General features: G+C 27.0%; 11 protein-coding genes and 2 tRNA genes. 8 read left to right on the top strand and 5 right to left on the bottom strand.

Annotated elements, in window-relative coordinates:
* The 6 genes from rpmA (at window position 1) to rpmE (ending at window position 6,540) form a co-directional block, all read left to right on the top strand.
* Complete coding sequence (rpmA, locus tag ACQW0Y_RS02460; protein WP_060823303.1) at window positions 1-261, top strand: 50S ribosomal protein L27; 261 nt, start codon at window positions 1-3, stop codon at window positions 259-261.
* Between the two features lie 104 nt (window positions 262-365).
* Window positions 366-854 (top strand): MSC_0623 family F1-like ATPase-associated protein, encoded by a 489-nt coding sequence (locus ACQW0Y_RS02455; protein WP_427867593.1) that lies wholly within the window; start codon window positions 366-368, stop codon window positions 852-854.
* Window positions 844-2,382: an MSC_0619 family F1-like ATPase alpha subunit gene (locus ACQW0Y_RS02450; RefSeq protein ID WP_427867592.1), complete on the top strand. Its 1,539-nt coding sequence runs from the start codon at window positions 844-846 to the stop codon at window positions 2,380-2,382. Before ACQW0Y_RS02455 ends, ACQW0Y_RS02450 begins: the two co-directional genes overlap by 11 nt.
* Window positions 2,379-3,758 carry an MSC_0618 family F1-like ATPase beta subunit gene (locus ACQW0Y_RS02445; RefSeq protein WP_427867613.1) on the top strand — a complete coding sequence of 460 codons (1,380 nt, stop codon included), beginning with the start codon at window positions 2,379-2,381 and terminating at the stop codon, window positions 3,756-3,758. The genes ACQW0Y_RS02450 and ACQW0Y_RS02445 overlap by 4 nt, the downstream gene beginning before the upstream one ends.
* A gap of 122 nt (window positions 3,759-3,880) precedes the next feature.
* Window positions 3,881-6,262, top strand: coding sequence for a phosphoketolase family protein (locus ACQW0Y_RS02440; protein WP_427867591.1), 2,382 nt, complete (start codon window positions 3,881-3,883; stop codon window positions 6,260-6,262).
* Window positions 6,263-6,330: 68 nt separating this feature from the next.
* Window positions 6,331-6,540 carry a 50S ribosomal protein L31 gene (gene rpmE, locus ACQW0Y_RS02435; RefSeq protein WP_004417112.1) on the top strand — a complete coding sequence of 70 codons (210 nt, stop codon included), beginning with the start codon at window positions 6,331-6,333 and terminating at the stop codon, window positions 6,538-6,540.
* A 59-nt stretch (window positions 6,541-6,599) separates the two neighbouring features.
* Here rpmE and ACQW0Y_RS02430 read toward each other — a convergent pair whose 3' ends face one another.
* The gene (locus ACQW0Y_RS02430) at window positions 6,600-6,839 is read right to left on the bottom strand and encodes a hypothetical protein (RefSeq protein ID WP_427867590.1); all 240 of its coding nucleotides are present in this window, start codon (window positions 6,837-6,839) and stop codon (window positions 6,600-6,602) included.
* A gap of 157 nt (window positions 6,840-6,996) precedes the next feature.
* Between ACQW0Y_RS02430 and ACQW0Y_RS02425 the strand changes: the two genes are divergently transcribed.
* Window positions 6,997-7,422: a hypothetical protein gene (locus tag ACQW0Y_RS02425; protein WP_427867589.1), complete on the top strand. Its 426-nt coding sequence runs from the start codon at window positions 6,997-6,999 to the stop codon at window positions 7,420-7,422.
* Between the two features lie 22 nt (window positions 7,423-7,444).
* On the opposite strand, the gene ACQW0Y_RS02420 is transcribed toward ACQW0Y_RS02425, so the two are convergent.
* Window positions 7,445-8,038: a signal peptidase II gene (locus tag ACQW0Y_RS02420; protein ID WP_427867588.1), complete on the bottom strand. Its 594-nt coding sequence runs from the start codon at window positions 8,036-8,038 to the stop codon at window positions 7,445-7,447.
* The gene (gene ileS / locus ACQW0Y_RS02415; RefSeq protein ID WP_427867587.1) at window positions 8,025-10,700 is read right to left on the bottom strand and encodes an isoleucine--tRNA ligase; all 2,676 of its coding nucleotides are present in this window, start codon (window positions 10,698-10,700) and stop codon (window positions 8,025-8,027) included. Before ileS ends, ACQW0Y_RS02420 begins: the two co-directional genes overlap by 14 nt.
* A gap of 178 nt (window positions 10,701-10,878) precedes the next feature.
* Here ileS and leuS point away from each other — a divergent pair, with 178 nt between their 5' ends.
* Window positions 10,879-13,284, top strand: a complete 2,406-nt coding sequence (gene leuS / locus ACQW0Y_RS02410; RefSeq protein ID WP_427867586.1) for a leucine--tRNA ligase — start codon at window positions 10,879-10,881, stop codon at window positions 13,282-13,284.
* A gap of 107 nt (window positions 13,285-13,391) precedes the next feature.
* Here the strand turns inward: leuS and ACQW0Y_RS02405 are convergent.
* Window positions 13,392-13,466: transfer RNA gene (locus ACQW0Y_RS02405), tRNA-Gln, on the bottom strand.
* Between the two features lie 3 nt (window positions 13,467-13,469).
* Window positions 13,470-13,553, bottom strand: a tRNA-Tyr gene (locus tag ACQW0Y_RS02400).
* Window positions 13,554-13,719 lie beyond the last annotated feature (166 nt).

Below are 13,719 nucleotides of genomic sequence, written 5' to 3'. Positions count from 1 at the left end.
ATGGCACATACGAAATCAGGTGGAACAACCTCTAATAGTAGAGACTCAGCCGGTAGAAGACTTGGTGTTAAAGCTACTGATGGTCAATTTGTAACCGCAGGAAGCATTATTTATAGACAAAGAGGAACAAAAATTTTTCCAGGAAACAATGTTGGTCGTGGAAAAGACGATACCCTATATGCTTTAATTGATGGAATTGTTAAATTCGAAAACAGAATCAATCGTAAATTTGCATCTGTGTATGCTGTTGAAGAAAAATAACGGTTAATGCCGTTATTTTTTTTATAATATAAAAAACACCTAACTTTTTTATTTCATTTGGTTTATAATTATATTTATTGTTTAAACAAGAAATAAGGAGAAAAATGGCTAAAAAATCAACATTTTTTATTGAAAGAAATAAAGATAAGATTTTATTTTGATTAGAGGATAAAAATTATCAAAATGATATTGAAATAATTGATTTTAAAAAATTTTTATCAACTGTTTTATTAAAAAATAATTTTAAAAAAGATGATGTTAAAGTGGCTGAGTTTTTAGAAAAGATAAATAAGTCAATAGCTGAAAAACAATTATTAAAATTCAAAAAATTTGCCATCGATTATGAAAATAATTCAATGTTTAGTTTTGAACAAAATATTCCTATTATTTTATATGATCAAAAAGCATTATCATTTGAAAATAATTTTGAAGCAGTTTATAATGAAGAATTAGAAAAATTAATAAATGAAAAATATTATGTTGAATTTTTACCTAACGTAATTTTATATTTTTCAAACAATACCGAAAGTTTAAAAATATATATTAAAAAAGATTACTTTTTAAGTAGCCAAGAAGAAAAAAATGGAAAATAACAAATTAATTAAGAACCCTAAAATTGTTTCAATTTTTGGATACATAGTTGAAGTATCTGGCGAATTTTCATATGAACAAGGGCAACAATTTGTTTGCGAAAGAGATAAAGATATTAAACTAATATTAATTAGTGCAACTAAAGATGGTGCCTTTTTATTAGCTAACAATGAAAATAAAGAACTAAAAATTAACGACACAATTGAGGTTTCAGAAAAACAAAACATTTTCACATCAAAAGAACATTTTGGAAAAGTTATTGATATTTTTGGGAATGTTGTTTTACCTCAAAAATCTGTAGTTAAAAAACAAAGTGATGATCCAGAAAGTGCAACATTTAAATTAGCTCATCAATTAATGAATGTAAAAACATTAAATGAACAATTATATACTGGTTTTACTTCTATTGACTTATTAATTCCTATTGGTAAGGGACAACGTGAATTAATTATTGGTGATAGACAAACAGGTAAAACTCATATTGCAATTAATGTAATTTTAAATCAAGCTAAAACAAATACAAAATGTGTTTACGTAGCAATCGGTCAAAAAAGAGAAAGTATTTCAAGACTTTATAATATTTTAAAAGAACATAATGCATTAAAAAATACTATTATCGTTGATGCGCCTGCTACAAGTGCTTATGAACAATATTTAGCACCTTACGTAGGTATGGCTCATGCTGAGAATATTTCAGAAAAAGATGATGTTGTGATTATTTTTGATGACTTAACAAAACATGCTAACATTATTCGTGAAATTGCTTTATTAACAGATAAACCAGTTGGTAAAGAAGCAATGCCTGGTGATATCTTTTTTGCACACTCACAATTATTAGAAAGAGCTGGATCATTTGTTGGAAGAAAAACTATTACTGCATTACCAATCTTACAAACAATTGATGGAGATATTACTTCTTTAATTTCTTCAAATGTTATTTCAATTACTGATGGCCAAATTGTAACTAGTGCTGATTTATTTTCTCAAGGTGTATTACCAGCTATTAATATTAATTTATCAGTTTCAAGAACAGGTTCTTCAGTTCAAAATAGAATTATGTCAAAAGTTGCTTCAGAAGTTGGGAAGATTTTTAAACAATATAAAAGACATTTAAAATTAGCAGTTTTAGATTATGAACTAAATAAAGAGACCGCAGCATTATTATATAAAGGTAAAATGATTGATAAAATGTTTATCCAAAAGGGGTATTCATTATATTCAAATAAATTTGTTTTATTAATGTCAAAACTTATTTCTTGAACCATTTTACGTGGTGTTAAGGATGAAGAAAAAGCATTAAAATTTATTGATATTTTAATTGAAACAAATCAAGAAGCTAAAAACGCTTATAATACAATTCAAACAAGTACAAATTATGATGAACATATCATGAAAGACTTTTTTGCTTATGCTTTAAAACAATATTCTGATTATTTAAATTTAGGTTGAGAAGTAGAATATGAACATGAATTTGTTGAATTTAGTCAAGAATATTTAGAAGAAGTAGCTAAAAGATTAGGAGATAAATAATGGGTAAAATTATTAAATTATGATCAGATATTGTTGAAGTAAAATTTGACAAAAAAAATCTACCTTTAATCAATCAATTACTAACTACAAATAATGGAAAAACATTTTTATTAGTAAAAAGAATTATTGATGAGCAAACTGTTAGAGCAATTATTATTTATTCTTCAAAAGAAATTAACATTGACGATGAAATTGTTAACACAAAACAAAGTTTCATGGTTCCTGTTGGTTCAAATTCAAAAAATAATATTTATTCATTCGAAGGTAAACCATTATTACAAGATCGTAAAACAAATCCTAAATATATTGAAATGAATTCGATTATAAATTCAGAAAGATATTTAGAAAATGATTTAGAAATTGTTGAAACCGGAATTAAAGCAATTGACTTTTTCATGCCAATTATTAAAGGTTATAAACTTGGTATTTTTGGTGGAGCAGGTGTTGGTAAAACAGTTTTAATGAAAGAAATTATTTTTAACGTTAATAAAAAATCAACTAAAACATCAAATATTTTTATCGGTTCCGGAGAAAGATCACGTGAAGCTATCGAATTATTTAACGAATTAGAATCTTCTAATTTAATGAAAAATTCAGCAATGTATATTTCAAAAATGAACGAATCTCCTGGAGCCAGAATGTCAATTGTGCCAATTGGGATAACTGCTGCTGAATACTTGAGGGACTACGAAAAAGATGATGTTTTATTATTTATTGATAACATTTACCGTTTTGTCCAAGCAGAAAATGAAGTTTCAGCATCATTAGGAAAAAAACCATCAGTTGGAGGATATCAATCAACTCTAGAATCTGATGTTGCTAATATTGAAAATAGATTGTTTAAAAATAAGAATGGTTCAATCACTTCATTCCAAACAATTTTCTTACCGATGGATGATTTAAGTGACCCTTCTGCTGTTGCTGTATTTAATCACTTAGATGGTAACCTTGTTTTATCACGTAATCAAACATCTAAAAATATCTTCCCTGCTTTTGATCCTTTAGCTTCTTCATCTAACTCAGTTGATGAAAAAATTATTGGTAAAAAACACTTTGAAGCAATTTTAGAAACTAAAAGAGTTTTAAAAGCATACAAAGATTTAGAAGATGTTATTATGATTTTAGGTTTTGACGAACTTGATGAACAAAGTAAAAATACAGTTAAGAAAGCATTACAACTTGAAAACTTTTTCACTCAAAACTTTTTTATGACCGAACACTTTACTAAATCACCTGGTGTTTATGTTTCATTAAAAGACACAGTTGAATCAGTTCAAAGAATTCTAGATGGTAAATATCTAAAACAAAGCCCTGAAATTTTTGCTTATGTTGGATCTAATTTAAATATTCCAACTGATGAAGAATTAGGACTATAAAATGCCATTACTGGCATTTTTTTTATTTTGTTTTATTATATATGAATTGTCTAAAACTAAAATTAAATAGGGTAAAATATTAGTACTATTTTTGTTATAACAAAAAACATTACGGAGGTAAAATGAAAACAAAATTTGATAAAAAAGAATATTTTGAACTAATGGATAAATGATTTAGAGCTGCTAACTATTTAAGTGTTGCTCAGATTTATTTAAGAAATAACCCTTTATTAAAAAAAGAATTAACTAAAGAAGATATTAAATTATATCCAATTGGACACTGAGGTACAATCCCTGGACAAAACTTTATTTATACTCATTTAAACCGTGTTATCAATAAATACGATTTAAATATGTTTTATATCGAAGGACCCGGACATGGTGGTCAAGTAATGATTTCTAACTCTTATCTTGATGGATCATATTCAGAAATTTATCCACAAATCTCACAAGATGAAGACGGAATTCAAAAAATGTGTAAAAGATTCTCATTTCCAGGCGGAACCGCCAGTCACACAGCACCTGAAACACCCGGATCAATTCATGAAGGTGGAGAATTAGGTTATTCATTATCTCATGCCACTGGTGCAATTTTTGATAATCCTGATTTAATTGCTGCTACAGTAATTGGTGATGGAGAAGCTGAAACAGGTCCTTTATGTTCAGGATGATTTTCAAATTCATTTATTAATCCCGTCAATGATGGTGTAGTTTTACCGATTTTACATTTAAATGGAGGTAAAATTTCTAATCCTACTTTATTAGCAAGAAAACCTAAAAAAGAAATTGAACAATACTTTTTAGGAATGGGATGAAAACCACACTTTTTTGAATGAAGTGAAGAAAAAACTTTTTTAGAAGTTCATAAAGAAATGGCAAAAATCATGGATAGTGCCATTGAAGAAATTTTAGCAATTAAAAATGAGGCTAAAACTAAAGGTGCACAAAATGCTACAAGACCACAATGGCCAGTTATTATTTGCAAAACTCCAAAAGGATGAACTTGCCCAAAAGAATGAGATGGTCAAGCAATCGAAGGTAGCTTTAGAGCACACCAAGTTCCTTTGCCAGTTAGTGCTTTTAAATTAGAACATATAAAAGAACTTGAAAAATGATTAAAATCTTACAAACCAGAAGAATTATTTGATGAAAATGGAAAGATTTTAACTGAAATTAGTGATTTGGCTCCAAAAGGAAATCAAAGAATGGCTACAAATCCAATTACTAATGGCGGAATAAAAGCCCGTGAATTGGATTTATCTAGTTGAGAAAAATTTGCTACTGATATTAAATATCCAGGTCAAATTAAAGGTCAAGATATGGTCGAACTTGGTAAGTATATGGCTGATACTGTTGTTAAAAATCCAGATAATTTTAGAGTATTTGGTCCAGATGAAACAAAATCAAATCGTCTATTTGCTTTATTTGATGTTACAAAACGTCAATGATTAGAAGAATATTCAAACAAATATGATGAATGAGTTGGTCCTGAAGGAAGAATAATTGATTCACAACTAAGTGAACATCAAGCTGAAGGATTTTTAGAAGGTTATGTTCTAACTGGTCGTCATGGATTTTTTGCATCTTATGAATCATTTTTAAGAGTAGTGGATTCGATGTTAACTCAACATATGAAATGAATAAAAAAATCTCTTGAATTAAAGTGAAGAAAAGACTATCCTTCATTAAATGTTATTGCTACTTCGACAGCATTCCAACAAGATCATAATGGTTATACTCACCAAGATCCTGGTCTTTTAGGTCATTTAGCTGATAAACGCCCTGAATTAATAAGAGAATATTTACCTGCCGATTCAAATACACTTTTAGCGGTAATGGAAAAATCTTTAAAGGAAAGAAATGTTATTAATCTAATTGTGGCCTCAAAACAACCAAGAGAACAATTCTTTAATGTAAATGAGGCAAAAGAACTTGTTGAAAAAGGTTATAAAGTAATCGATTGAGCTTCGAATGTTAAATCAAGTGAGGAACCAGATATTGTTTTTGTTTCATCTGGTGTTGAGCCTAACCTAGAAACATTAGCAGCTATTTCGATTGTTCACAATCATTTTCCAAAATTAAAAATTAAGTATGTTAACGTTGTTGACTTATTAAAACTAAGAAGTCCAGAAATTGATCCAAGAGGATTAAGCGATGATGAATTTGATCAAGTATTTACAAAAGATAAATTAGTAGTCTTTGCTTTCCATGGATTTGAAGGTTTAATTAGAGATATTTTCTTCACAAGAAAAAATCGAAATTTAATTATTCATGGTTATAGAGAAAATGGTGATATTACTACAAGTTTTGATATTAGACAATTAAGTCAAATGGATAGATATCATATTGCAAAAGATGCTATTGCAAAATTCTATGGTAAAGAAGCACAAGACTTTTTAAATCTAATGGATCAAAAAATTCAAGAACACAATGATTATATTCATGAATATGGCTATGATATGCCTGAAGTTGTTGAATGAAAATGAAAAAATATTAATGAATAAAAATATTTATTTTTATGGTAAAATATTTGCTAGTTAATTAACTTATTTAAACATAAAAGGAGCATTCTATGAAAAAAGAAATTCATCCAAAATACGCTGAAATTCATGCAACATGTTCATCATGTAACACAGAATTCGTTTTTGGTTCAACTGCTGAAAAAGTTACTTTAGATGTTTGCTCTAATTGTCATGCATTTTACACTGGAAACCGTACAGATGTTAAGGCTCGTGGTCGTGTAGAAAGATTTAACAAGATATTAGAAAAATCAAGAAAATAAGTACTATTTCAAAAGAAAATTAATAATAAAAAACTAGGATACTTCCTAGTTTTTTATATTTAAAGACAATAATGAAAACCGACATTAAAACCGATTTTATTATCGCTATCTTCTCACTTAGCACTAAAATCTTTAGTTTTAATTTCACCTTTTGCAGAATTAACACTTCTTATTAAACCAACAGTGGAACTAATTGCTGAAGTTACAATCGGAATGGCGGCTGCAATTGAAGTTATTAAAGCACTAATTGCAAACCCGCCAGATATTTCATCACATTCTTTTTTACTAAGTTTTTCCATTTTACCTCCACTAATTTTTTAATTGATTTTCTATTAAAATAGATTAATATAGGAAAAAATGACGAAAAAAATAAGGTTATTTTCTTTTTTGTATTAATCAAAAAAATATATATCAAATGTATTAGAATTTTTAATATATTAATATTTTGGAGTTTTTATGTCTTATTTAATGTGAGTTCAAAATGAAAAGAAGGTTAGATTTGAATCTATTTTTATCAATGGAGTTCATTCATTAATATTTTTGATTATATTGATAGTGGCACCTATATATCTTTCTATATACGGAACACCTTTTGAAATAAAATCAGAAGGAACAATAACACTTATTATTTTATTAATGTCAATTGGAACTTATTTATTAATTGGTTTTGCATTATTTTTATTTAATATTCCTTGTGCGATTTGATGTTTTAGAAAAAAACAAAAAGTTTTAGCAAGATTAATCATTATTGGCACTTCTTTGTTTATCCCAATTATGGCTTTTGTTGCAACAATTATTTCTTATCTTCAATATCGTAAAAAAAGTAATAATCAAAATGAAGAATATAGTGATTGAGATTATAAAAACTTACCAATAATTTAGATTTTAATAAAAAACAGCCATTTTATATTTGGCTGTTTTCTAATATTTTCTCTTTTTCTTTCTTATGTTTAAAATGGTTAACTAGATTAATAATTGTTATTGATAATAAAATACCAACAGCACCTAAAACTAATCAAGCATCAGCAAAGTTTAAAACACCTTGATTCACTCATGGGAAATTCATTATATCTCTAACTCCAGCAAATAAAAATCTATCGACCATGTTTCCTAGTGAACCGGCACTGACCATCGCTAAAAAGAAGGTAATAACAATTGATTTCTTTTCTTTAATAAATGTTACACCTCATAAAGAGGCAAAAACAATTACAAAGCTAATTATATGTAAAACTGTTAAATTGCTTTCAAAGACACCAATTGTTGTACCTTTGTGTAAAACGGATTTAAAGATGATAAAAGCATTTCCACTTTGATAATCTGTATCAACTATTAAATTTTCTTTATCTTTTCATCTAAAGATAAATTCTTTTGTTAATAAATCAATTAGTAAAAAGCTTCCTAAAATTGCTAAAAAGATTGATATGTTTATTAAAATAAATTTTCAATTTCTTCTTCAATACTCTTTAGAAAAGTAACTTATTTTTTTATTCTCTTCCATCAATTACACCTTTGCATCTTTGGCAAATTTCAAGATCAAAATTAAAATCGTTTGCTTCAAAATGATTTCAACATCTTAAACATTTATATGATTCTAATTTTTCAACTTTCATTTCATTGCCAATAGTTAATTTAGCAACCATTAATAATTTGGTTAAAGGTAAAGACTTGATAAATTCTGAATTAGTTATTATTGTAACAAACGCTTCATTTTGTCTCTTAATTTCTTGCGATTTAATTTTTTCTTCGATCATTTTATAAACTTCATTTTTTAATTCAAAAAATTCATTTCATTGATCACTTAATTTTGTTGAAATTTCCTTATTTAAATTTCATTTTAGTAAATGAACTGATTCTAATTTATTAGGTTCATTATAATATGAGTATACTTCTTCAATTGTTGTTGGTAATATTGGAGCTAATATTTGAATTAATGATTTAATAATCTTAGCAAAAACACTTTGTACTTGTCTTCTTTCTAAATCATCTACTTTGTTTAAGTATAAAATGTCTTTTGTGATTGAAATATAATATGAACTTAAATCAATAATAAAGTTATTTACTTCTTTAATTACGTTAACAAATTTGTAGTTATCATAGAAATTAACAACTTTAGCTTCTAAATTATTAAGTTTTTCAATCATTAAAGCATGAATTGAATCTAATTCTACAAAATTGAAATCAAAATCAGATATTCCACCTAACATAAATTTAATTGTGTTTCTTAATTTACGATAGATTTCAACATTTTGATCTAAAATCTTGTTATCAATTGTAATATCAGCTGTATATTCTGAATTTGCTGCTCACAATCTTAAAATATCAGAACCATATTTGTTAACAACTTCTAACGGATCAACAGTGTTACCTAATGATTTAGACATTTTGCGACCCTTTCCGTCTAAAGTAAAACCATGAGATAAGAAAGCCTTAAAAGGACTCTTGTTACGTCATGCTACAGAGTTAATCATTGAACTATTGAATCATCCACGATATTGATCGGAACCTTCTAAATAAAGGTCGAAAGGTGCTTCAATTCCAGAAGGTTTTACACCCAACGAAGTTGAACCTGAGTCAAATCAAACGTCCATAATATCATTTTCTTTACTAAAACCTAATCCCCTATATTTTTCTGGTAATAATTCGTCAACAGTTTTTTCATATCAAATATTTGAACCAAATTCTTCAATTAATTTAATTACATAATCAAAAATTTCTTCTTCTAAAACTGGATTCTTATTTTTGTCATAAAAAACAATAATTGGAACGCCTCAACTTCTTTGTCTTGAAATACATCATGTATCACGATTTTCAAGCATTAGTTCTAATCTTGTTTTTGATCAGTCATTATAAGTTTTTACATTTTTAATTTCATTTAGAATGTTTTCTTTAATGTTTTTTAGAGAAACAAATCATTGTGGTGATGCCCGATACATAATTGGTAAATGTGTTCTTCAATCGTGTGGATAAGAGTGTTTAATTTTTTTAAATCCTAAAAGTAAATTATTTTCTTCTAAAAATTTTCCTACTAATGGATTTGCATCATCATAAAACACACCACTAAATTGGCAAGCTTTATCATTAAGCATCCCATCGTCATTAACATGCATTATTTTAACTAAATTATTTTTGTTTCCAATGATAAAGTCATCCTCACCAAATAAAGGTGCCATATGAACTAGACCTGAACCATTTTCTAAAGTAACATGGTGACCTTCAACAACAGGGCAAACTAAATTATTAATAGGACTTTGGTATTTAATTCCTAATAATTTTTCGCCTTTAAAACTATCTCCTAAAATTTCATAGTTTTCTCATCTACAAATATTAGCTACTGATTCTAATAAATCTTTAGCAACAATATAAACTTGATTATTAATTTTTACTTTTAGATAATCAAAATCTTTATTTATTGCAACTCCACAGTTCGCAATTAAAGTTCATGGAGTTGTTGTTCAAATAACAAGGTTTTCATTAGGAATAATAACATCATTACCTTCAATAATCTTAAAAGCAACATATAAAGAAGGGGAAATATGATCAGCATATTCAACTTCCGCTTCTGCTAATGCAGATTGTGATGATGGTGATCAATAAATTGGTTTTAAATCTTTATAAATTAAACCTTCAAAAATCATTTTTTTAAATAATCTTAATTGCTGCGCTTCAAATTTTTTATCTAATGTAATGTAAATTTCTTTAAAGTCAGTTAACAATGAAAGTTTTTTAAATTGTTCTTTTTGTTTTTCTACTTGACTTAGTGCATATTCTTCACAAGCTTTTCTTAATTCAAAAATAGAAAAATCCTTCGCAGTCATTTTTCTTTCTAATAACATTTTATGTTCAATTGGCAAGCCATGAGTATCTCATCCTGCAACAAAAGGGCTATAAAAGCCTTGCATATTTTTGAATCTAACAATAATATCTTTTAAAATTTTATTTAAAGCATGACCAACATGAATATTACCATTGGCATAAGGTGGCCCATCATGTAAAATAAAACTTTGATTGTTTTTATTTGATTCTAAAATTTTCTTGTATAAATTATTTTCTTCTCATTTTTGGCGATAAACAACTTCTTTTTCTGCTAGATTTGCTTTCATTGAAAAATCAGTTTGTGGCATTAATAATGTATTTTTATAATCTTTATTTTTTTCTTCCATGTTTTTCCTTTTTATATGTTATTTAAAAATAATATATAAATTTTACAACATTTCAATAAAAAAATGTACGTGTTATGATTTTGAACAAATTGATTTTATTCTTTCTTTTAAATTTAAACACTAAAATAAAATTACTATTTTATATAGTAAAAAAATATATTAATGTAAAATTAATAACATGTATAATCACAAATTAATTGAAAAAAAATGACAAGATTTCTGAGAAGAAAATAAATCATTCCAAACAACTGAAAAAAGCAATAAAAAAGCATATATTCTTGATATGTTTCCATATCCTTCTGGAGCAGGTTTGCATGTTGGTCACTTAGAAGGTTACACAGCAACTGATATTATTTCAAGATATAAAAGATTAAATGGATTTGATGTTTTACATCCCATTGGTTGAGATGCTTTTGGGTTGCCAGCTGAACAATATGCAATTAAGACCGGAAATCATCCAGCACCATTTACAATTAAAAATATCAATAATTTCCGAAGACAATTAAAGTTAATGGGTTTTTCATATGATTATGATAAGGAAGTTAACACTACTGATCCTAAATTTTATGTATGAACACAATGAATTTTTAAAGAGCTATATAAACAAGGTTTAGCTTCAATTGAGGAAATTGATGTTAATTGATGTGAAGGTTTAGGCACAGTTTTAGCAAATGAAGAGATTATTGAAGTTAATGGTCAAAAAGTTTCAGAAAGAGGTAACTTCCCAGTAATTAAAAAACCAATGAAACAATGAGTTTTAAAAATTACTGCTTATGCTGAAAAATTATTAGAAGGTCTAAATGATTTAGATTGACCTGATAGTTTAAAATTATTGCAAAAAAACTGAATTGGAAAATCAGAAGGTCACGTTGTTGAATGAAAAATTTTTAACTCAGATAAAAGTTTAAAAACTTTTACAACAAGATTAGACACAATTTATGGTGTGTCTGCTATTGTTATTAGTCCAGAACACCCATTACTTTTAAAAATCTGTTCATTAGATAATAAAAAATCTATTCAAGAATATTTAGAAATTACCAAAACAAAAAATGAACTTGAAAGAACCCAATTAAACAAAGAAAAAAGCGGTTTATTTACTGGGGCTTATGCAATTCATCCTCTAACTAATGAGAAAATTCAAATTTGGGTATCAGATTATGTTTTAATGAACTATGGAACTGGTGCGGTGATGTCTGTTCCTGCTCATGATGCAAGAGATTATGAATTTGCTAAAAAATATAATTTAGAAATTAAACAAGTTTTAGAAGCTGATACCTTACCTTATTTAGAAGATAGTAAACATATTAATTCAAATGTTGCTAATGGTTTGGAAATCGAAAATGCTAAAAATGCAATTTATGAAGAATTAAAAACTTTAAATGTTATTGAAAAGAAAACTAATTACAAATTAAGAGATTGAGTATTTTCACGTCAAAGATATTGAGGTGAACCATTCCCCGTTTTATTTGATGAAGATAACAATATTTATTTAGTAAAAGAATTAGTTAGCTTACCAGAAATAAATAATATTAAACCTTCCGGATCAACAGAAGGTCCTCTTGCTAATGTTTCGGAATGATTAGATGTAAAAATTAATGGAAAGAAATATCGTCATGATACAAACGTTATGCCACAATGAGCTGGATCAAGTTGATACTTTTTAGCTTATATTTTAAAAAATCCTGACGGATCTTATCTACCTTTAGATAGTAAAGAAGCAAAAGAAAGATTTGAGAATTGAATGCCAGTTGATTTATATATTGGTGGTCAAGAACATGCTGTTTTACATTTACTTTATGCAAGATTTTGACACCGCTTTTTATATGATTTAGGTATTGTTAATACTAAAGAACCATTCCAAAAACTAATTAATCAAGGTTTAATTTTAGGACCTGATGGTCAAAAAATGTCAAAATCTTTAGGAAATGTAATTAATCCTGATGGATTAGTTGAATCACATGGTGCAGATGCCTTAAGACTTTATGAAATGTTCATGGGACCTTTAACTGAATCTAAATCATGAAATACTGATTCATTAAATGGAATAAGAAAATGATTAGATAAAATATATACAACTATTGATAAGTTAAGAAATAATATTGATTTAACTGTTGAAAATAAAGAATTAGATAGTCAAATTAATCAACTAATATTAGATATTAATGAAAATATTGAAAAATATAAGTTTAATATTGCAATTAGTAAATTTATGGTGTTTATAAATTATTTATCTAGTTTAGAGGTAATAAATTCAACAACAATAATTAAAAATTTTGCTATTTTATTATCTCCTTTTGCGCCACATATTTCTGAAGAATTTTTAGCAATGATTAATGAAAAACCATTGCAAGAGCAAAAATGACCTTTTGCAGATACTAATAAGATTTTAGTTAAAAATGCCCAAATTGGCGTTCAAATTAATGGTAAAGTAAGAGGCCAAATTGAAATTTTTCCAACTTGAAATAAGGAAGAAGTTATAAAAAATGCCACTGAATTACCTTCAATTCAAAAATGAATTGAAAATAAAGAGATAGCAAAAGTTATATATGTTGAAAACAAGATTTTAAATATTATTGTTAAATAATTAAAAAAGGCAAAATTTAAAATTGCCTTTTTTTAATTAAGTTAAATTATTGAAATTTTAAAAAATAAAAGCCCAAAAATGGACTTTTATTAATCAACTTAATGATATGGCTGCCCTTGTTAGATTCGAACTAACGGATGGCGGTACCAAAAACCGCTGCCTTTCCACTTGGCTAAAGGGCAAAATGGTGGAGGGGGAGGGATTCGAACCCCCGAACCGTGAGGAAGTGGGTTACAGCCACCCGCGTTTGGCCGCTTCGCTACCCCTCCGCAAATATTGCAAGATATATTATATTATAAATAAAAACTTTTGTGCAAAAAAATATAAAAAATTTTACTTGCAAAACCCATTTTTAAAAAAATATTTAATTGGCTAATATTTTTAAAATTTAAAACATTGGCGTTCCAGTTATTTCTGTTTTTGTAAAAATATATA

This window comes from Mycoplasmopsis arginini (genome assembly GCF_965278885.1).
Taxonomy (GTDB): domain Bacteria; phylum Bacillota_I; class Bacilli_A; order Mycoplasmatales; family Metamycoplasmataceae; genus Metamycoplasma; species Metamycoplasma arginini_B.
The sequence above is the reverse complement of the archived record's forward strand: the minus strand, read 5'-3'. Positions and strand labels throughout refer to the sequence as shown.